The 17,997-nt window shown below is 52.8% G+C and carries 18 protein-coding genes, 4 tRNA genes and 1 other RNA gene; 15 read left to right on the top strand and 8 right to left on the bottom strand.

All coding sequences use genetic code 11. The features are described 5' to 3' along the window. Positions 1-170: 170 nt before the first annotated feature. Together HV037_RS07605 and HV037_RS07600 are read left to right on the top strand one after the other, a co-directional pair. The gene (locus HV037_RS07605; protein ID WP_103284093.1) at positions 171-533 is read left to right on the top strand and encodes a YfeC-like transcriptional regulator; all 363 of its coding nucleotides are present in this window, start codon (positions 171-173) and stop codon (positions 531-533) included. A gap of 1 nt (position 534) precedes the next feature. After that, complete coding sequence (locus HV037_RS07600; protein ID WP_016153914.1) at positions 535-927, top strand: YfeC-like transcriptional regulator; 393 nt, start codon at positions 535-537, stop codon at positions 925-927. Between the two features lie 55 nt (positions 928-982). On the opposite strand, the gene gltX is transcribed toward HV037_RS07600, so the two are convergent. Next, positions 983-2,398, bottom strand: coding sequence for a glutamate--tRNA ligase (gltX, locus tag HV037_RS07595; RefSeq protein WP_005130009.1), 1,416 nt, complete (start codon positions 2,396-2,398; stop codon positions 983-985). Positions 2,399-2,656: 258 nt separating this feature from the next. Between gltX and HV037_RS07590 the strand changes: the two genes are divergently transcribed. From HV037_RS07590 to HV037_RS07570, 5 genes are all read left to right on the top strand, one after another. Continuing rightward, positions 2,657-2,732 (top strand) — tRNA-Val (locus HV037_RS07590). Positions 2,733-2,778: 46 nt separating this feature from the next. Then, positions 2,779-2,854, top strand: a tRNA-Val gene (locus HV037_RS07585). A 46-nt stretch (positions 2,855-2,900) separates the two neighbouring features. Continuing rightward, positions 2,901-2,976 (top strand) — tRNA-Val (locus HV037_RS07580). A gap of 4 nt (positions 2,977-2,980) precedes the next feature. After that, positions 2,981-3,056, top strand: a tRNA-Lys gene (locus HV037_RS07575). 29 nt (positions 3,057-3,085) lie between these two features. Next, a non-coding RNA gene (locus tag HV037_RS07570) (RtT sRNA) lies at positions 3,086-3,210 on the top strand. A gap of 80 nt (positions 3,211-3,290) precedes the next feature. Here the strand turns inward: HV037_RS07570 and HV037_RS07565 are convergent. Continuing rightward, the gene (locus HV037_RS07565) at positions 3,291-4,217 is read right to left on the bottom strand and encodes a LysR family transcriptional regulator (protein ID WP_016153919.1); all 927 of its coding nucleotides are present in this window, start codon (positions 4,215-4,217) and stop codon (positions 3,291-3,293) included. An 89-nt stretch (positions 4,218-4,306) separates the two neighbouring features. Between HV037_RS07565 and HV037_RS07560 the strand changes: the two genes are divergently transcribed. Further along, the gene (locus tag HV037_RS07560; RefSeq protein ID WP_016153920.1) at positions 4,307-5,305 is read left to right on the top strand and encodes a bile acid:sodium symporter family protein; all 999 of its coding nucleotides are present in this window, start codon (positions 4,307-4,309) and stop codon (positions 5,303-5,305) included. Here HV037_RS07560 and HV037_RS07555 read toward each other — a convergent pair. The 3 genes from HV037_RS07555 to zipA all read right to left on the bottom strand — a co-directional run bounded on the left by HV037_RS07555 (position 5,302) and on the right by zipA (position 8,601). After that, a complete protein-coding gene (locus HV037_RS07555; protein WP_019077344.1) occupies positions 5,302-5,520 on the bottom strand; it encodes a DUF3820 family protein in 219 nt (72 codons plus the stop codon). The two genes, HV037_RS07560 and HV037_RS07555, sit on opposite strands and share 4 nt — an antisense overlap. A 1-nt stretch (position 5,521) precedes the next feature. Beyond that, positions 5,522-7,537: an NAD-dependent DNA ligase LigA gene (gene ligA, locus HV037_RS07550; RefSeq protein ID WP_019077345.1), complete on the bottom strand. Its 2,016-nt coding sequence runs from the start codon at positions 7,535-7,537 to the stop codon at positions 5,522-5,524. Positions 7,538-7,608: 71 nt separating this feature from the next. Beyond that, a complete protein-coding gene (gene zipA, locus HV037_RS07545; RefSeq protein WP_016157088.1) occupies positions 7,609-8,601 on the bottom strand; it encodes a cell division protein ZipA in 993 nt (330 codons plus the stop codon). A 230-nt stretch (positions 8,602-8,831) separates the two neighbouring features. Between zipA and cysZ the strand changes: the two genes are divergently transcribed. From cysZ to crr, 5 genes are all read left to right on the top strand, one after another. Then, a complete protein-coding gene (gene cysZ / locus HV037_RS07540) occupies positions 8,832-9,593 on the top strand; it encodes a sulfate transporter CysZ (protein ID WP_103284094.1) in 762 nt (253 codons plus the stop codon). 163 nt (positions 9,594-9,756) lie between these two features. After that, a complete protein-coding gene (cysK, locus tag HV037_RS07535; RefSeq protein WP_005121957.1) occupies positions 9,757-10,728 on the top strand; it encodes a cysteine synthase A in 972 nt (323 codons plus the stop codon). 383 nt (positions 10,729-11,111) lie between these two features. Further along, positions 11,112-11,369, top strand: a complete 258-nt coding sequence (gene ptsH / locus HV037_RS07530; RefSeq protein WP_002913505.1) for a phosphocarrier protein Hpr — start codon at positions 11,112-11,114, stop codon at positions 11,367-11,369. Between the two features lie 45 nt (positions 11,370-11,414). Next, positions 11,415-13,142, top strand: a complete 1,728-nt coding sequence (gene ptsI / locus HV037_RS07525; protein ID WP_016153925.1) for a phosphoenolpyruvate-protein phosphotransferase PtsI — start codon at positions 11,415-11,417, stop codon at positions 13,140-13,142. 40 nt (positions 13,143-13,182) lie between these two features. Further along, the gene (gene crr, locus HV037_RS07520) at positions 13,183-13,692 is read left to right on the top strand and encodes a PTS glucose transporter subunit IIA (RefSeq protein ID WP_000522253.1); all 510 of its coding nucleotides are present in this window, start codon (positions 13,183-13,185) and stop codon (positions 13,690-13,692) included. 76 nt (positions 13,693-13,768) lie between these two features. Here the strand turns inward: crr and HV037_RS07515 are convergent, their stop codons facing one another. Continuing rightward, entirely contained in the window at positions 13,769-14,008 is a 240-nt protein-coding gene (locus HV037_RS07515) for a hypothetical protein (protein ID WP_016153926.1), read from the bottom strand. Beyond that, a complete protein-coding gene (gene pdxK / locus HV037_RS07510; RefSeq protein WP_016153927.1) occupies positions 14,005-14,871 on the bottom strand; it encodes a pyridoxine/pyridoxal/pyridoxamine kinase in 867 nt (288 codons plus the stop codon). Before pdxK ends, HV037_RS07515 begins: the two co-directional genes overlap by 4 nt. An 82-nt stretch (positions 14,872-14,953) precedes the next feature. On the opposite strand from pdxK, the gene ptsJ reads away from it, so the two are divergent. Beyond that, positions 14,954-16,246 carry a transcriptional regulator PtsJ gene (ptsJ, locus tag HV037_RS07505; protein ID WP_103284095.1) on the top strand — a complete coding sequence of 431 codons (1,293 nt, stop codon included), beginning with the start codon at positions 14,954-14,956 and terminating at the stop codon, positions 16,244-16,246. Between the two features lie 13 nt (positions 16,247-16,259). Next, positions 16,260-16,976, top strand: a complete 717-nt coding sequence (locus HV037_RS07500; protein WP_016157091.1) for a GMP synthase — start codon at positions 16,260-16,262, stop codon at positions 16,974-16,976. Positions 16,977-17,067: 91 nt separating this feature from the next. Here the strand turns inward: HV037_RS07500 and cysM are convergent, their stop codons facing one another. Beyond that, a complete protein-coding gene (gene cysM, locus HV037_RS07495) occupies positions 17,068-17,979 on the bottom strand; it encodes a cysteine synthase CysM (protein ID WP_016153930.1) in 912 nt (303 codons plus the stop codon). Between the last annotated feature and the right edge of the window lie 18 nt (positions 17,980-17,997).

Raw genomic sequence — 17,997 nt, 5'->3', positions numbered from 1 at the left:
CGTGTGTCAACGGCAAAATTAACTCATAGAATTCAATCGCTGAAAAAGCAGTCAAATGAAGAACATTGCGTAACAACTCGCATTCAGTAGTTAAACGCGTCACGGTTTCTACTAAAATGGTGCTATAAAATGAACCACTAATTAACCCCACGACTATTCAGGGAATCGTTATGTTCAAGGAACGGATGACGCCAGAAGAACTTGCTAATCTGACCGGATACAGCCGACAGACCATCAATAAATGGGTACGCAAAGAAGGTTGGGCGACATCACCAAAACCAGGCGTTCAGGGCGGTAAAGCCCGGCTGGTTCACGTCACCGAACAAGTTCGTGAATACATTCGCAGCACTGAGCGTTCAGCCGAAGGTTTATCAGATAACTTATCGTTATCCGGCGATACCTCCGTTGAAGCGCTGCTGATTAGGCTCGCTAAAGAAATGACGCCGACAGAACAGAAAATGTTTACCTCACTGATCCTGCGTGAAGGCATTACGGGTTTATTACAGCGTTTAGGGATCCGCGAAAACAAATAATATGAAAAAATTACGCAGCAAAATGACGACCGAAGAGCTGGCGGAATGTCTCGGGGTTGCCAAACAAACCGTCAATCGTTGGATCAGAGAACAAAACTGGACTACCGAAAAGTTTCCCGGCGTTAAAGGTGGTCGTGCCAGACTGATTCATATTGACTCCAGCGTCCGCGCGTTTCTGCTCAATATTCCCGCTTTTCGCAAAGTTCCTGAAGTTTATCAGGCTGAAGAACCGCTGGCAGAATACACCCACGTAGTACGCAGCCACGCGTGCCGCCAGATAATTAGCGCACTGGACAACATGTCCCCAACGGAACAAGAAAAGCTGGCGATGTATATTTCGCGCGAAGGTATTCGCACTTTTCTTACTCGTTTGGGTATTGATGAGTCTGAATAACAGGCAAAAAAACGGCAGGATACGCTCCTGCCGTTATTTCATCGGTCAATCAGTCTTATTGCTGGCTTTCACGCTCAGCAATAAACGCCAGCGCTTTATTAATACGCTCAATGCTGCGGGATTTACCAATCGCATGCACCGTAACGTCTAACGCCGGGGACTGACCCGCGCCGGTAACGGCTACGCGCAGCGGCATCCCGACTTTACCCATACCAACTTCCAGCTCATCAGCCGTTGCCTGAATCGCATGGTGCACATTTTCTGCCGTCCACTCGCTAATCGCAGCCAGCTTGTCGCGAACCACTTCCAGCGGCTGACGCGCAACCGGGCGCAGGTGTTTCTTCGCTGCATCAGCGTCGAACTCGGCAAAGTCTTCGTAGAAATAGCGGCAGCTCTGTGCCATCTCTTTCAGCGTTTTGCAGCGCTCACCGAGCAGTTTAACCAGCTCTGACAGCTGCGGGCCTACGCGGGTATCGATATTTTCCTGCTCAATGTGCCATTGCAGATGGGTTGCTACATATTCCGGCGCCAGCGCATTAATATAGTGATGGTTCAGCCACTGCAGTTTTTCAGTGTTAAACGCACTCGCAGACTTGCTCACCGCACCGAGGGAGAACAGTTTGATCATCTCTTCACGGGTGAAAATTTCCTGATCGCCACTGGACCAACCCAGACGCACCAGATAGTTCAGCAGCGCTTCCGGCAGGTAACCGTCGTCGCGGTATTGCATAACGCTGACCGCACCGTGACGTTTGGAGAGTTTTTTACCATCGTCACCGTTGATCATTGAAACGTGTGCGTAAACTGGCACCGGCGCGTTCAGCGCTTTCAGGATATTGATCTGACGCGGAGTGTTGTTGATATGGTCTTCACCACGAATAACGTGGGTGATTTCCATATCCCAGTCGTCGACAACAACGCAGAAGTTGTAGGTCGGGGAACCGTCGGTACGGCGAATGATCAAATCATCCAGCTCCTGGTTGCTGAATTCGATCGGCCCACGGATCTGGTCGTCAAAAATAACGGAACCGTCCTGCGGGTTGGCAAAACGTACCACGCAAGGTTCATCAGCGGCATGATGCTCGTGGCCGTGGCGGCATCGGCCGTCGTAACGCGGCTTCTCACCGTTCGCCATCTGCTCTTCTCGCAGCGCGTCCAGACGCTCTTTAGAGCAGTAGCATTTATATGCGGTGCCTGCTTCCAGCATTTCATCAATCACCGCGTTGTAGCGATCAAAACGTTTGGTCTGGAAGTACGGGCCTTCATCCCATTCCAGATTCAGCCAGTTCATGCCATCCATAATGGCTTCAATAGCTTCCGGAGTGGAGCGTTCGAGATCGGTGTCTTCAATACGCAGCACAAACTCACCGCCATGGTTGCGTGCAAAAAGCCAGGAATAAAGAGCAGTACGCGCACCGCCGACGTGCAGGTAGCCTGTCGGGCTTGGCGCGAAGCGAGTTTTGATTTTCATGAAATGGCCTTACGTTTATAAAGATGCCGACAACCGGCAAATCCAGGGAAGATTATCAGGCTCGTATTCTATCACCGTGGTCTGATTCCTCAATGTTGTTCAGGTTGGAACATTACGCTTTGCCATTTTCGTATACAAATCATGCCGCACGGATTGTTTTGCGATCGTTTTGTTTAAATTTACGACGAACGAACAATTTCTTTAGAAAATGCGTTGACTCATTTTCAACTCTCCCTATAATGCGACTCCACACAGCGGGGGTGATTAGCTCAGCTGGGAGAGCACCTCCCTTACAAGGAGGGGGTCGGCGGTTCGAACCCGTCATCACCCACCAACTACTTTATGTAGTCTCCGCCGTGTAAAACAAGAAATTGAGAAGTGGGTGATTAGCTCAGCTGGGAGAGCACCTCCCTTACAAGGAGGGGGTCGGCGGTTCGATCCCGTCATCACCCACCACTTTCTCGCCAGCTGGATTTCTTGTTAAAATGTGAAGTACCGAAGTGGGTGATTAGCTCAGCTGGGAGAGCACCTCCCTTACAAGGAGGGGGTCGGCGGTTCGATCCCGTCATCACCCACCACTTCGGGTCGTTAGCTCAGTTGGTAGAGCAGTTGACTTTTAATCAATTGGTCGCAGGTTCGAATCCTGCACGACCCACCAATGTAAAAAGGCGCCCTAAAGGCGCCTTTTTGCTATCTGCAATTTATAAGATTCGAACCTGCAGCAGGTCGAGTCGAACGCAGTGAGACAACGGAGCCGTTTACGGCGACGGCCCGAAGGGCGAGCGAAGCGAGTCATCCTGCACGACCCACCAATGTAAAAAGGCGCCCTAAAGGCGCCTTTTTGCTATGCAGAGAAGAACCATTTCCCCTCTGATAACCATCAGCGTGAGCGTTATAACTGATACAACGGATCGCGGGCGCGGGCTGCGGTTAATTCACTGGCCTGCATACGCACCACATCCCACAGCGCCTGAGCAGCGGTTGATAAAGAGCGGTTTTTACGTCGGGCCAGCATCAGTTGCCGTTCAACAACCGGCGTCAGGCGCTTAACCTGCAAGTGACTGCCCTGCGGTAAGGGGAGCGCCAGCGCGGGCAGCACGCTGATGCCAATCCCCGCCTCAACCATCGGAAACAGCGTGGCGGGATGGCCAATCTCCTGAACGATATTGGCATCAATGGAAAAATGGGCCAGCGCAGCATCGATCAGCGGTCGACTACCGGAAGCATAATCCTGTAGCACCAGGCGTTCGTGGTACAAATCCTGCCAGTTCACCCACTCTCGTTGGGCTAACGGATGATCCTGGCGACACAGCAGCAGGAACGGTTCGGACAGCACGGCTTCACACTGCAAATCGGTGACTGCGCCGGGATCAATCACAATGCCAAAATCCACTTCTCCCTGGCGAATACTCTCCAGCACCCACTGCTGTGGCCGGTCGTGCAGCACAAAATCGATAGCCGGATAAAGCTGATTACTCTGGGCAATACACTGCGGAATAAGATGAGCAGAGATCGTCTGGCTGGCGGCAACCCGCACCGTGCCGGTTAACTGCGTTCCTACCTGTCCGGCTTCGCGCAGCGTGCTGTGCAATTCATCCAGAATACGTTCCAGCCGCGCCGCCAACTGGTGTCCGGCCTCCGTCAGCACCACTTCCCGCGTCGTTCTGTCCAATAACCGCACACCCGTCTGCCCTTCCAGCTCTTTTACACTATGGCTGACCGCCGACTGGCTTAAGCCGATGATATCCCCCGCCCGGCTAAAGCTTTTGGCTTGAGCGACGGTGACAAAGATACGCAACTGACGCAGAGAGTAATTCATCTATTCGATTCATATATGGATGCAATAAATCAATTTTATTTCTCAAACGGAAAAAAGCAAAATGTTGCTACCGAATTTCAGGAGTCTTTATGAAACTTTTTCGTATTCTTGATCCGTTCACGATAACGCTGATTACCGTTGTTTTGCTGGCGTCCTTTTTCCCGGCCGAAGGTGGTTTTGTGCCTTTCTTTGAAGGCTTAACCACCGCCGCCATTGCCCTGCTGTTTTTTATGCACGGGGCGAAACTCTCGCGTGAAGCCATTATTGCCGGTGGTAGCCACTGGCGTTTGCATCTGTGGGTGATGTGCAGCACGTTTGTTGTCTTCCCGGTTTTGGGCGTTCTGTTCGCCTGGTGGGCGCCGGTCAACGTAGACCCGATGCTGTACACCGGTTTCCTGTACCTGTGTATTTTGCCTGCCACTGTGCAGTCGGCCATCGCTTTTACGTCGCTGGCGGGCGGTAACGTTGCCGCCGCCGTTTGTTCTGCTTCGGCCTCCAGCCTGCTGGGTATTTTTCTCTCGCCGCTGCTGGTAGGGCTGGTGATGAATATGCACGGCGCAGAAGGCAGCCTGGAGCAGGTGGGAAAAATCATGTTGCAGCTGCTGCTGCCGTTCGTGCTGGGTCACCTTTCACGCCCGTGGATTGGAAACTGGGTTTCTCGACATAAAAAATGGATCGCGAAAACGGATCAATCCTCTATTTTGCTGGTGGTGTACTCCGCCTTCAGTGAAGCCGTCGTTAACGGGATCTGGCACAAAGTGGGGGTGGGTTCACTGCTGTTTATCGTGGTGGTCAGCATCATTCTGCTGGCAATCGTGATTGGCATAAATGTCTTTGTTGCGCGCAAATGCGGCTTTAACAAAGCTGATGAAATCACGATTGTATTCTGCGGTTCGAAAAAGAGCCTGGCGAACGGGATCCCAATGGCAAATATTTTGTTCCCGACTTCGGTGATTGGGATGATGGTGCTGCCGTTGATGATCTTCCATCAAATACAGCTAATGGTGTGCGCCGTGCTGGCGCGTCGCTACAAGCAACAGACGGACGCATTGCAGGCGCAACAGAAAAGCCGCGCCGCGAAGGCTTAAAGAGGACGTTTCAGGGGCTGCACCAGTTGCGTCAGCCCCTCAGTTTTAATCAGCAGCGTGATTTGCATCAGCTCGCCAAGCTTGCCCGGCGGGAATTCATCCTTACGGGCAAACCACAGCAGATACTCTTCCGGGACATCAATCAACCGACGCCCTTTATATTTGCCAAAGGGCATCACGGTATTGGCGATGTCAACCAGCTGCTGTTTTTCCATCTCAGGCACCCAATAAGCGGATCATTTCAGCTTCATCGATCACGGCAATACCCAGTTCCTGTGCTTTTGCCAGTTTCGAACCCGCCGCTTCACCGGCAATCACCAGATCGGTTTTCTTCGACACGCTACCGGCCACTTTTGCACCTAACTCGGTCAGTCTCGCTTTGGCGTCATCGCGCGACATCAGGCTCAGGCTCCCGGTCAGCACCACCGTTTTACCTGCGAAGGGGCTGTCGATTTCTTCAGCGTTAATGACCACCGGCGCTGGCCAGTGGATCCCCTGCGCCAGCAGTTGAACAATTACCTCGCGGTTGCTCTCTTCGGCGAAGAAATTAAACACGTGCGTCGCCACCACAATGCCGACATCCGGCACTTTTTGCAGCTCTTCAATAGAAGCGGCTTCCAGCGCGTCGAGCGTGCCAAAATACGCCGCCAGACCTGCAGCCGTGGCTTCGCCGACTTCACGAATGCCTAGCGCATAGAGGAAACGGGCAAACGTGGTTTCTTTCGCTTTTTCCAACGCATTGACCACGTTTTGCGCCGACTTCGGCCCCATACGATCAAGCCCCGTCAGTTTACCGGCGGTCAGGGTGAAAAGATCCGCCGGCGTGTGGACATACTCTTTCTCGACCAGTTGATCGATAATTTTGTCGCCCATACCGTCAACATCGAGCGCGCGGCGGGAAACAAAGTGTTTCAGCGATTCCTTACGCTGTGCCCCACAGATTAAACCGCCGGTGCAGCGAGTGACCGCTTCGCCTTCCACACGTTCAACATCAGAGTTACAAACCGGACAATGCGCTGGAAACACAATTTCGCGGGTATCGTCCGGGCGTTCAGAAAGCACGACGTTCACCACCTGCGGGATGACATCGCCCGCACGGCGAATGACGACTTTATCGCCAATACGCAACCCCAGACGCTCGATTTCATCAGCGTTATGCAGCGTTGCGTTACTGACCAGCACCCCGGCAACCTGGACCGGCTCAAGGCGGGCGACGGGCGTAATCGCCCCGGTACGTCCAACCTGAAACTCAACATCGCGTACGAAAGTCATCTGCTCCTGCGCCGGGAACTTAAAGGCCACAGCCCAGCGCGGCGCGCGGGCAACAAAGCCCAGTTGCTCCTGCAACGCCATAGAGTTGACTTTGATCACCACGCCATCGATATCAAATCCCAGCGTTGGTCGGTCTTCTTCAACCTTGTGATAGTAAGCAAGTACTTCCTCCGGGGAGTCGCAAAGCGCCACTCTGTCGCTTACCGGCAGGCCCCACTCTTTAAATTGCAGCAGGCGGCCCAGATGGGTATCTGGCAGCACGCCGCCTTCCAACACACCAACGCCATAGCAGAAGAAAGTAAGCGGTCGCTTCGCTGTGATACGCGGATCGAGCTGGCGCAATGAACCGGCCGCTGCGTTACGCGGGTTAGCAAACACTTTGTTGCCAGTGCGGCGGGCCTCTTCGTTAATTTTTTCAAATCCGGCCTGCGGCAGGAACACTTCACCGCGCACTTCCAGACGTGAAGGGATGTTTTCGCCACGCAGTTTTAACGGGATTGCGCGAATGGTGCGCACGTTAGAGGTAATATCCTCACCCGTGGTGCCATCACCACGCGTTGCGGCGCTGACCAGCACACCGTTTTCATACAGGATACTGACTGCCAGGCCGTCCAGTTTCAGTTCACAGCACCAGGTCAGTTTATCGGTACTCTTTAACCTATCCTGCACGCGCTTGTTGAAGGCGAGAAAACTCTCTTCATCAAACACGTTATCCAGCGACAGCATCGGCACTTCATGACGAATCTGGCTGAACGCGGTTAACGGCGCGGCGCCAACGCGTTGGGTTGGCGAGTCGGGGGTAACAAGGTCCGGATGCTGCGCTTCCAGCTCGCGCAGTTCGCGCATCAGGCGATCGTATTCCGCATCGGGAATTTCCGGCGCGTCCATCACATGGTAGAGATACTCATGATGGCGAAGCGTGGTTCGCAGTTCTGTCAGTTGTTGTTCGATTGATTCCATATCGCACCATCAATGATAAAAAACCCCCGACAGGCGGGGGTTTAGAAAGGAAATGTCACGCCAGAGGAAAATCAGGCGCGAGATTCTTTAACTTCGCGGATGCGGTCCTGATACTCGCGCAGTTTCTGCGGCGTCATCATGCGACGTTGATCGTCGAGCACCACACCACCCACTTCATCGGCAATGTGCTGTGCGGACTGCAGCATCAGCTTAAAGTTTTGCAGCTCGTCCCCGTAGGACGGAACCTGCATAAAAATAGTCACACCAGGGGTGCTGAAGTCGCCCGTCATTTCTGGGTCAAACGTTCCCGGATTAACCATATTAGCGAGGCTGAACAGCGACGGACCGCTGCCATCCGGGCTCAAATGACGATGGAAAATATTCATATCGCCAAATTTGAAACCGGCCTGCTGAATGCTGTTGAGCAGCACTTCCCCGTTGAGCTCGCTACCATGATGAGCCGCAACGTTCATAATGATGACCGCTTCTTTACGCTGCGGTTTTTCAGCAACAGGCGCTTCTTCTACTACCGGCTCGGGCTGCGGTTGATGTTCAACAACAGGCTCTGCTGGCTGGAAGGTCTGCGGCGCAGGTTGCGGTGCTTGCTGAGCAGGTTGCTGAACCTGCGGGGCAACAGGTTGCTGCACAGGTGGCTGCTGAACAGGCTGATGTTGCACCGGCTGCTGCGGTTGTACAGGCTGCTGCTGAACATGCGGCGGCGGTACCGGCGCTTGTGCAGGCTGCTGCGCAGGCTGACGCGGCTGAGCAGACGCATAAGGCGGCTGGTACTGGTGTTGCGGCGACTGAGGAGGAACACCATGTTCCTGCGCATTACCGGGAGCATGATTCACACGATGAACGCGAACTTCACCCACGCCTTCGTCTTCCTCGACGTTGTCGTCGAACGAATCCTCGTCTTCACGTTTAGACTTCATGCGTTTCAGTGGGCGATCGCGGAATATAGAAGACCGCTCTTTACGGCTAGTCCAAAAACCATGTACCAGTAAAGCGATTATGGCGATCGCGCCAACAATGATTAATATCAGACGCAAATCCTGCATCATTATATTCTCTGTTGTTCTAACACCTTGCCACCACGGCAAACATTTACTCACTAAGAGTATTTGTCGATTACGCCAAGTGCAAGTGTACTGTTGGCTTTCACGGCATAAAGATGAACAAAATTGTGCTTTTTGCTGTTTTTTCGAACATTTCCGAACAGCTTAACGCTCAACAACCCGGTAAGATACGCACAGTTTACCAGAGCTTATATAACAAGGAGTACGTCCTGACCATGGTTTCATCATCTGCAGTTGTACCTCGCAGCGGCCTTTATTACTTTTCTCAGGGATGGAAGCTCATCACCCAACCGGGCATTCGTCGTTTTGTTATTCTGCCTTTGCTGGTGAATATCCTGCTGATGGGCGGCGCATTCTGGTGGTTATTTACGCAGCTCGGTAACTGGGTTCCCGCGCTGATGAGTCACGTCCCTGACTGGCTTCAGTGGCTCAGCTATTTACTGTGGCCGATTGTGACTATTTCCGTGCTGTTGGTGTTCGGCTACCTGTTCTCCACTATCGCCAACTGGATCGCCGCACCGTTTAACGGTCTGCTGTCTGAACAGCTGGAAGCGCGCTTAACGGGCGCAACACCGCCCGACACCGGCATTCTCGGCATTATGAAAGACGTTCCGCGCATTATGAAACGCGAATGGCAAAAGCTGGCGTGGTATCTCCCGCGCGCCTTCGTGTTGCTGATCCTCTATTTTATTCCAGGCATTGGGCAGACCGTCGCCCCGGTCCTGTGGTTCCTGTTCAGCGCGTGGATGCTGGCTATTCAGTACTGCGATTATCCTTTTGATAACCATAAGGTGCCTTTTAAGGAGATGCGCGTCGCGCTGCGCACGCGCAAGGTGACCAATATGCAGTTTGGCGCGTTGACCAGCCTGTTCACCATGATTCCGGTGCTCAATCTGTTCATCATGCCGGTAGCGGTTTGTGGTGCCACGGCGATGTGGGTAGACTGCTATCGTGCTAAGCATGCGTTATGGAAGTAATGCAAAAATGTGTAAAAGCGGGCTGGCTTATGCCCGCTCTTATTCCATACTGCTACGCATTATTTCTCATCAGCATATAGATATGCGAATTCCTTACTTCCCCATACTTTCTCAACAGGTATGCTGAAGCGGTATCCCAATTTCATACAGTTAAGGACAGGCCATGAGTAAGATTTTTGAAGATAACTCGCTGACTATCGGTCATACGCCGCTGGTTAGACTGAACCGTATCGGTAACGGACGCATTCTGGCGAAGGTGGAATCACGCAACCCAAGCTTTAGCGTCAAATGCCGTATCGGTGCCAATATGATTTGGGATGCCGAAAAACGTGGTGTACTGAAACCGGGCGTTGAGCTGGTAGAACCGACCAGCGGCAACACGGGGATTGCGCTGGCCTACGTCGCCGCCGCCCGTGGTTACAAACTGACTCTGACCATGCCGGAAACCATGAGCATTGAGCGCCGCAAGCTCTTAAAAGCGCTGGGCGCGAACCTGGTGCTGACTGAAGGCGCAAAAGGTATGAAGGGCGCAATTCAGAAAGCGGAAGAAATCGTAGCCAGCGATCCGGAAAAATTCCTGCTGCTGCAGCAGTTCAGCAACCCGGCGAACCCGGAAATTCACGAAAAAACCACCGGCCCGGAAATCTGGGAAGATACCGATGGCCAGGTTGATGTCTTTATTTCCGGCGTCGGCACCGGCGGTACGCTAACTGGCGTGACCCGTTACATTAAAGGCACTAAAGGCAAAACCGACCTGATCACCGTCGCGGTAGAACCTACTGACTCCCCTGTTATCGCCCAGGCATTGGCGGGTGAAGAACTCAAACCTGGCCCGCATAAAATTCAGGGTATTGGCGCGGGCTTCATTCCTGGCAACCTTGATCTGAAGCTTATCGATAAAGTCGTTGCCATCACCAATGATGAAGCTATTTCTACCGCGCGCCGCCTGATGGAAGAAGAAGGTATTCTGGCAGGGATCTCTTCTGGCGCAGCCGTGGCTGCCGCGCTTAAGCTCCAGGAAGATGAATCCTTTACCAATAAGAATATTGTGGTTATCCTACCGTCATCGGGTGAGCGTTATCTGAGCACTGCACTGTTTGCCGATCTCTTCACAGAGAAAGAACTGCAACAGTAATGCCAGCATGTTAAAAACGCGTAAAAAAGCACCCTTTGGGGTGCTTTTTTGTGGCCTGCTTCAAATTTTCAACTCTCCTGGCATTGATTCAACCCGCCGGAACTGGTATTTAACCAAACTAATTATTTTGATGCGCGAAATTAATCGTTACAGGAAAAGCACTAGCTGAATCGATTTTATGATTTGGTTCAACTCTTCCTTTCGCGGCATAATGTTTAATGACGAACGAAACGTCAGCGGCAAGAAGTTGCCAGCAACGGATTGCACCGAACTCCTTTTGTGTCGCGTCCAGTTTACGCCGATGCTAACAATACAGGCTAAAGTTGAACCGCCAGGCTAGACTTTAGTTCCACAACACTAAACCTATAAGTTGGGGAAATATAATGTTCCAGCAAGAAGTTACCATTACCGCTCCGAACGGTCTGCATACTCGCCCTGCTGCTCAGTTTGTTAAAGAAGCAAAAGGCTTTACTTCTGAAATTACTGTGACTTCCAACGGCAAAAGCGCTAGCGCCAAAAGCCTGTTTAAACTGCAGACTCTGGGCCTGACTCAGGGTACCGTTGTCACCCTGTCCGCGGAAGGTGAAGACGAGCAGAAAGCAGTTGAGCATCTGGTTAAACTGATGGCTGAACTCGAGTAAGTTCAACGAGTTCTTTTAAATATCAGTCACAAGTAAGGTAGGGTTATGATTTCAGGCATTTTAGCATCCCCGGGTATCGCTTTCGGTAAAGCATTGCTGCTGAAAGAAGACGAGATCGTCATTGACCGGAAAAAAATTTCTGCCGACAAGGTTGATCAGGAAGTTGAACGTTTTCTGAGCGGTCGTGCCAAGGCATCTGCGCAACTGGAAGCGATCAAAACCAAAGCTGGTGAAACGTTCGGTGAAGAAAAAGAAGCCATCTTTGAAGGGCATATCATGCTGCTCGAAGATGAGGAGCTGGAGCAGGAAATCATAGCCCTGATTAAAGATAAGCACATGACGGCTGATGCAGCTGCGCATGAAGTTATCGAAGGTCAGGCCACAGCCCTTGAAGAGCTGGATGATGAATACCTGAAAGAACGTGCGGCTGACGTACGTGACATCGGTAAACGCCTGCTGCGTAACATCCTGGGTCTGGCTATTATCGACCTGAGCGCTATTCAGGAAGAAGTTATCCTGGTAGCCGCAGACCTGACCCCGTCAGAAACCGCACAGCTGAACCTGAACAAGGTGCTGGGTTTCATCACCGACGCGGGCGGACGGACTTCCCATACTTCTATCATGGCGCGTTCTCTGGAACTGCCAGCCATCGTAGGTACGGGTAGCGTCACCTCTCAGGTTAAAAACGACGACTATCTGATTCTGGATGCCGTAAACAACCAGGTTTACGTCAATCCGACCAACGAAGTTATTGAGCAACTGCGCGCCGTTCAGGAGCAGGTTGCTACCGAGAAAGCGGAACTTGCTAAGCTGAAAGATCTCCCGGCTATCACGCTGGACGGACATCAGGTAGAAGTTTGCGCCAACATCGGTACCGTTCGTGACGTTGAAGGCGCTGAGCGTAATGGCGCCGAAGGTGTTGGTCTGTACCGCACCGAATTCCTGTTCATGGACCGTGAATCGCTGCCGACTGAAGAAGAACAGTTTGCTGCGTATAAAGCCGTTGCTGAAGCCTGTGGCTCTCAGGCGGTCATCGTCCGTACCATGGACATCGGCGGCGATAAAGAGCTGCCGTACATGAACTTCCCGAAAGAAGAGAACCCGTTCCTGGGCTGGCGTGCCGTACGTATCGCCATGGATCGTAAAGAGATCCTGCGGGATCAGGTTCGCGCAATCCTGCGCGCCTCTGCTTTCGGCAAACTGCGCATCATGTTCCCAATGATCATCTCTGTTGAAGAAGTGCGCGCACTACGCAAAGAGATCGAAATCTACAAACAGGAACTGCGCGACGAAGGTAAAGCATTTGACGAAAGCATTGAGATTGGCGTGATGGTGGAAACACCGGCAGCGGCAACAATTGCGCGTCATTTAGCCAAAGAAGTTGATTTCTTTAGTATCGGCACCAATGATTTAACGCAGTACACCCTGGCAGTTGACCGTGGTAATGATATGATTTCACACCTTTACCAACCGATGTCGCCATCTGTGCTGACGCTGATCAAGCAAGTTATTGATGCTTCTCATGCGGAAGGCAAATGGACTGGCATGTGTGGTGAGCTTGCAGGCGACGAACGTGCTACACTTCTGTTGCTGGGGATGGGTCTGGACGAATTCTCTATGAGCGCCATTTCTATCCCGCGCATTAAGAAGATTATCCGTAACACGAACTTCGAAGATGCGAAGGTGTTAGCAGAGCAGGCTCTTGCTCAACCGACAACGGACGAGTTAATGACGCTGGTTAACAAGTTCATTGAAGAAAAAACAATCTGCTAATCCACGAGATGCGGCCCAATTTACTGCTTAGGAGAAGATCATGGGTTTGTTCGATAAACTGAAATCTCTGGTTTCTGATGATAAGAAAGACACCGGAACTATTGAGATTGTTGCTCCGCTCTCTGGCGAGATCGTCAACATCGAAGACGTGCCGGATGTAGTTTTTGCTGAAAAAATCGTTGGTGATGGCATCGCTATCAAACCAACCGGTAACAAAATGGTCGCCCCTGTTGATGGCACCATCGGCAAAATCTTTGAAACCAACCACGCTTTCTCTATCGAATCCGACAGCGGCATTGAGCTGTTTGTTCACTTCGGTATTGATACCGTTGAACTGAAAGGCGAAGGCTTTAAGCGCATCGCTGAAGAAGGTCAGCGCGTTAAAGTGGGCGACCCGGTTATTGAATTCGATCTGCCGCTGCTGGAAGAAAAAGCCAAGTCTACCCTGACTCCGGTTGTTATCTCCAACATGGACGAAATCAAAGAGCTGATCAAACTGTCCGGTAGCGTGACAGTGGGTGAAACTCCGGTTATCCGCATCAAGAAGTAATTCTTGCTGCAGAGAAGAATGGCGCCTGATGGCGCCATTTTTTTATCTGGCAGACCTCAAAATCTGCCGGATAACGCTAAATTTGTGAGGTGACCGGTCGGTAACACGCCTCGCGCATCAGGATTTTCATCCCTTCCGGCCCGCTTTCCAGCATCCGTCGCTCCGAATCCGCCACTAACAGTTCACAATTGTAGCCACCCGCGATGCCAAACATGGCCCGCGCCACACAGATATCTTCCAGCGCCGTTGCCCCGCTGGTGTCAAAATGTCCAACCATACGCCCATTCTGGCGAACCACCAGCCGGTAACTCTTCATCGCGCCTCCCCTGCCGGTGGCAGAATTAACTCATCACAACCGCACAGATTGGTCCATTTCATCACTTCCAGTACGCGCTGTGCTGCATCGTGCGTCGCGGTTGTCAGCGCTTTACCCAGCACAATACCGCTCACCAGCTCAGCACAAAACAGATCGCCAGTTCCCTTCAGGTCCGTTTTAACCCGTGGATGAGCGAACACCTCAACCGTTTCAGCCGTCACTACCGCCACGTTAATAATATCTTCGCTATCCCCCGGCGCGCTGGTGATCACCACCCATTTCAGCGTTTCGGTAAGCAGCGATTGCGCCGCCGTGATGGCTTCATCAAGCGTACGACACGGCTTTCCGCTCAGCATTTGCAGTTCAAACACGTTTGGCGTCAGTCCCTGAGCCAGCGGTAGCAGGTGCTGACGGTAGGCCTGCGGAATTTCAGCTTTTACATACATACCGCTGTCCGTATCGCCAATCACCGGGTCGACCAAAATGCACACTGTCGGATGCGTAGCCCGTACCGTTTCCAGCCACTGTGCTAACAGAGCGATTTGCTCTGCACTGCCCATATAGCCTGTAGTCACCGCCTTCAGCTCGCGTAAAGCATCACGCTCATTCAAGGCGCGGAGATACCCGCTAAACCAGTCGGCCGGAATAACGCCGCCGTAAAATGTTTCATAATGCGGGGTATTACTGAACAGCACCGTAGGCACTGCCGTCACGCGTAATCCCTGCGCTTTAATGGCCGGAACGGCAATGCTGTTGCCTACGCTGCCATAAACCACCTGTGACTGGACGGCGACGATATCGGTCTGTAACGCCCGATGCTTGTCGCCGAAGAGCACTGACTGAATATCACTCCCCTGCTCCATAAATTTCTCCTCTCGCTGGACAGCGGGCTTACGCCTCACTATTATCGTCATATGCTAAAATTCATTTTGTCATAGGTCAATAATGATCGACGGAAAAACCGCTAACGAAATTTTTGACAGTATTCGTCAACATGTCGCTACAGGCACGTTGGCAGCAGGAGAAACGTTGCCGCCGGTGCGTGAACTGGCAACAGCATTGAACGTTAACCGTAATACTGTCGCGGCGGCTTATAAACGCCTGGTCACCTCCGGGCTGGCACAAAGCCAGGGACGTAACGGCACGGTAATCAAGGGGATTTCAGCCCCCGTTGCGCTGGAAGGCGGCAATCCGGATACCGCGCTTATCGATCTTTCCGGCGGTAATCCAGCCCCCGCGCGTCTTCCCGATCTCAGCCGTTATTTCGCGCAAATAAATAAGAATCCTCGTTTGTACGGTGATGCCGCTGTATCACCCGGCCTTGAGGCGTGGGCCGCGCAATGGATGCAAGATGCGATGCCAGCCACGGGAGAAATTGATATCACCAGCGGCGCCATTGATGCCATTGAGCGCCTACTGTGCGCCCATTTACTGCCTGGCGACAGCGTTGTGGTAGAAGATCCATGCTTTTTGAGCAGCATCAACATGCTGCGTTATGCCGGATTCTCCGCCAGTCCGGTCAACGTTGACAGCGAAGGCATGCAGCCAGACATGCTGGAAATCGCGCTACAGAAAGGTGCGCGGGCGGTGATTCTGACGCCGCGCGCCCATAATCCGACAGGATGCAGTCTGAGTGCATCCCGCGCGGCGCAATTGCAGGAAATCCTGGCCCGCTATCCGCAGACGCTGGTGATCGTCGACGACCACTTTGCGCTGCTGTCCGCATGCCGTTGGTATCCGGTGATTGCGAAGGAAACCACGCACTGGGCGATTGTCCGCTCAATGTCGAAAACTTTAGGCCCGGATTTACGCCTGGCCATCGTCGCCAGCGATCCACTCACTTCCGCGAAACTGCGTTTACGGCTCAACGCCGGCAGTCAGTGGGTCAGCCATCTGCTGCAGGATCTGGCCTGCGCCTGTCTGAGTGACAAGACTTATCAACACACGCTGGCGCAAACTCAGCAGTTTTACGCCGCCCAGCAGCAAAAGCTGACAGCGGCTCTGCGGCTTCATGGCATTACGCTGCCCGACTGCGACGGTCTTAATCTGTGGCTGCCGCTAGAAGATAACAGCCAGGCGATCGCTTTTGCGCTGGCAAAGTCCGGCTGGCTGGTACGTGAAGGCGAAGTGTTTGGCGTCAATACGCCTGCGCATGGCCTGCGCATTACGCTGTCAACATTAGCAGACAGCGACATTGATAAGCTGGCGACTGATATCCATCAGGCGCTAAAGCGCTAACAGGAGAGGAAAAGTGCGAGTTCATTTTGTTATTCATGAGTCTTTCGAATCTGCTGGCGCGTACCTGCCGTGGGCCGAATCACGCGGCTATACCATCAGTTGGTCGCGCGTTTACGCCGGAGAAACTGTTCCCGCTAATGCCGATGGCTTCGATATGCTGGTGGTATTTGGTGGGCCGCAGTCACCCCGCACCACGCTCGCAGAGTGCCCATACTTTGACTCTCAGGCAGAGCAGCATCTGATAAATCAGGCGATTGCGGCACGAAAAATCGTGGTGGGGATCTGTTTGGGGTCGCAGTTAATCGGCGAAGCACTGGGCGCGAAGGTGTGCCAAAGCCCGGAAAAAGAGATTGGTCACTATCCGATCGCCCTGACCGAGGCAGGCCAACAGCATCCGTTGTTCAGCCATTTCGGCTCACCGCTCAACGTGGGTCACTGGCACAATGACATGCCGGGATTGACCGACCAGGCGACAATTCTTGCCACAAGCGAGGGATGTCCGCGACAAATCGTACAATACGGTAATTTCGTCTATGGTTTTCAGTGCCATATGGAGTTTACCGCCGAAGCGGTCGAAGGATTAATTCAGCACTCTGAGCAAGAACTCGCCGAAGCGAAAGGGAAGCGCTTTATTCGCGCTGTTGAAGAGATGCGCACCTGGGATTACCAGCAGATGAATGAGACGCTGTGGCAATTCCTTGATAAGTTGGTAGAAAAACGTAACGATTGAACAGTGCGGGCCGGAGAAGACGCTTTGCGTCGTCATCCGGCGATCCTGCCGTACGGTTGCCTGCTAGCGCTACGCTTATCAGGCCGACAAATTAAATACCTAATCCCTGGCTGAAATGCTCTTCGCCAAAGACCCCGGTGGAAAGGTAGCGATCGCCGCGATCGCAGATGATCGCCACCACCACCGCCCCCGGTGTCGCGCGCGCCACGCGTAACGCGCCCGCAACCGCGCCGCCAGAACTCACTCCGCAAAAAATCCCTTCGCGAACGGCAAGTTCACGCATGGTGTTTTCCGCATCGTTCTGATGAATATCCAGCACCTCATCCACCAGCGAGGCGTTGAAAATGCCCGGCATATATTCCGCTGGCCAGCGACGAATGCCCGGAATACTACTGCCTTCTTCCGGCTGCAGGCCAACGATGGTGACGGGTTTGTCCTGTTCACGCAGAAAACGCGATACGCCGGTAATGGTGCCTGTCGTCCCCATGCTGGAGACGAAATGGGTAATACGGCCTGACGTCTGCTGCCAGATTTCGGGTCCGGTAGTCGTGTAGTGCGCATACGGGTTATCAGGATTATTAAACTGATCGAGAAGTTTACCTTCTCCGCGCTGCGCCATCTCAAGGGCTAAATCACGCGCCCCTTCCATCCCCTGCTCTTTGGTCACCAGAACCAGTTCAGCCCCGTAAGCACGCATCGCCGCACGTCGCTCCTGGCTCATGTTGTCTGGCATCAGGAGCTTCATGCGGTAGCCTTTCAGCGCGGCAATCATCGCCAGCGCAATACCCGTATTACCGCTGGTGGCCTCAATCAGCACGTCGCCAGGCTGAATTTCCCCGCGCTTTTCCGCTTCAACGATCATCGACAACGCCGCGCGGTCTTTCACCGAACCTGCGGGATTATTGCCTTCCAGCTTGACCCAAATTTCACTGCCGTTATCCGCCGTCAGACGTTGTAATTTCACCAGAGGCGTATTGCCAATTGTTTGTTCTAATGTGTTCACGTTTTCAGCTCAATAAAA

Origin of the sequence: Citrobacter sp. RHBSTW-00017 (assembly GCF_013797615.1) — a bacterium.
GTDB classification, from domain to species: Bacteria; Pseudomonadota; Gammaproteobacteria; order Enterobacterales; family Enterobacteriaceae; genus Citrobacter; species Citrobacter braakii.
This window is presented reverse-complemented; position numbering and strand designations above follow the sequence as displayed.

Bases quoted from the DNA above. Each gene is read 5' to 3' on its own strand.
- HV037_RS07605 (WP_103284093.1), top strand. From the start codon at position 171: ATGTTCAAGGAACGGATGACGCCAGAAGAACTTGCTAATCTGACCGGA.
- HV037_RS07600 (WP_016153914.1), top strand. From the start codon at position 535: ATGAAAAAATTACGCAGCAAAATGACGACCGAAGAGCTGGCGGAATGT.
- gltX (WP_005130009.1), bottom strand. From the start codon at position 2,398: ATGAAAATCAAAACTCGCTTCGCGCCAAGCCCGACAGGCTACCTGCAC.
- HV037_RS07565 (WP_016153919.1), bottom strand. From the start codon at position 4,217: ATGAATTACTCTCTGCGTCAGTTGCGTATCTTTGTCACCGTCGCTCAA.
- HV037_RS07560 (WP_016153920.1), top strand. From the start codon at position 4,307: ATGAAACTTTTTCGTATTCTTGATCCGTTCACGATAACGCTGATTACC.
- HV037_RS07555 (WP_019077344.1), bottom strand. From the start codon at position 5,520: ATGGAAAAACAGCAGCTGGTTGACATCGCCAATACCGTGATGCCCTTT.
- ligA (WP_019077345.1), bottom strand. From the start codon at position 7,537: ATGGAATCAATCGAACAACAACTGACAGAACTGCGAACCACGCTTCGC.
- zipA (WP_016157088.1), bottom strand. From the start codon at position 8,601: ATGATGCAGGATTTGCGTCTGATATTAATCATTGTTGGCGCGATCGCC.
- cysZ (WP_103284094.1), top strand. From the start codon at position 8,832: ATGGTTTCATCATCTGCAGTTGTACCTCGCAGCGGCCTTTATTACTTT.
- cysK (WP_005121957.1), top strand. From the start codon at position 9,757: ATGAGTAAGATTTTTGAAGATAACTCGCTGACTATCGGTCATACGCCG.
- ptsH (WP_002913505.1), top strand. From the start codon at position 11,112: ATGTTCCAGCAAGAAGTTACCATTACCGCTCCGAACGGTCTGCATACT.
- ptsI (WP_016153925.1), top strand. From the start codon at position 11,415: ATGATTTCAGGCATTTTAGCATCCCCGGGTATCGCTTTCGGTAAAGCA.
- crr (WP_000522253.1), top strand. From the start codon at position 13,183: ATGGGTTTGTTCGATAAACTGAAATCTCTGGTTTCTGATGATAAGAAA.
- HV037_RS07515 (WP_016153926.1), bottom strand. From the start codon at position 14,008: ATGAAGAGTTACCGGCTGGTGGTTCGCCAGAATGGGCGTATGGTTGGA.
- pdxK (WP_016153927.1), bottom strand. From the start codon at position 14,871: ATGGAGCAGGGGAGTGATATTCAGTCAGTGCTCTTCGGCGACAAGCAT.
- ptsJ (WP_103284095.1), top strand. From the start codon at position 14,954: ATGATCGACGGAAAAACCGCTAACGAAATTTTTGACAGTATTCGTCAA.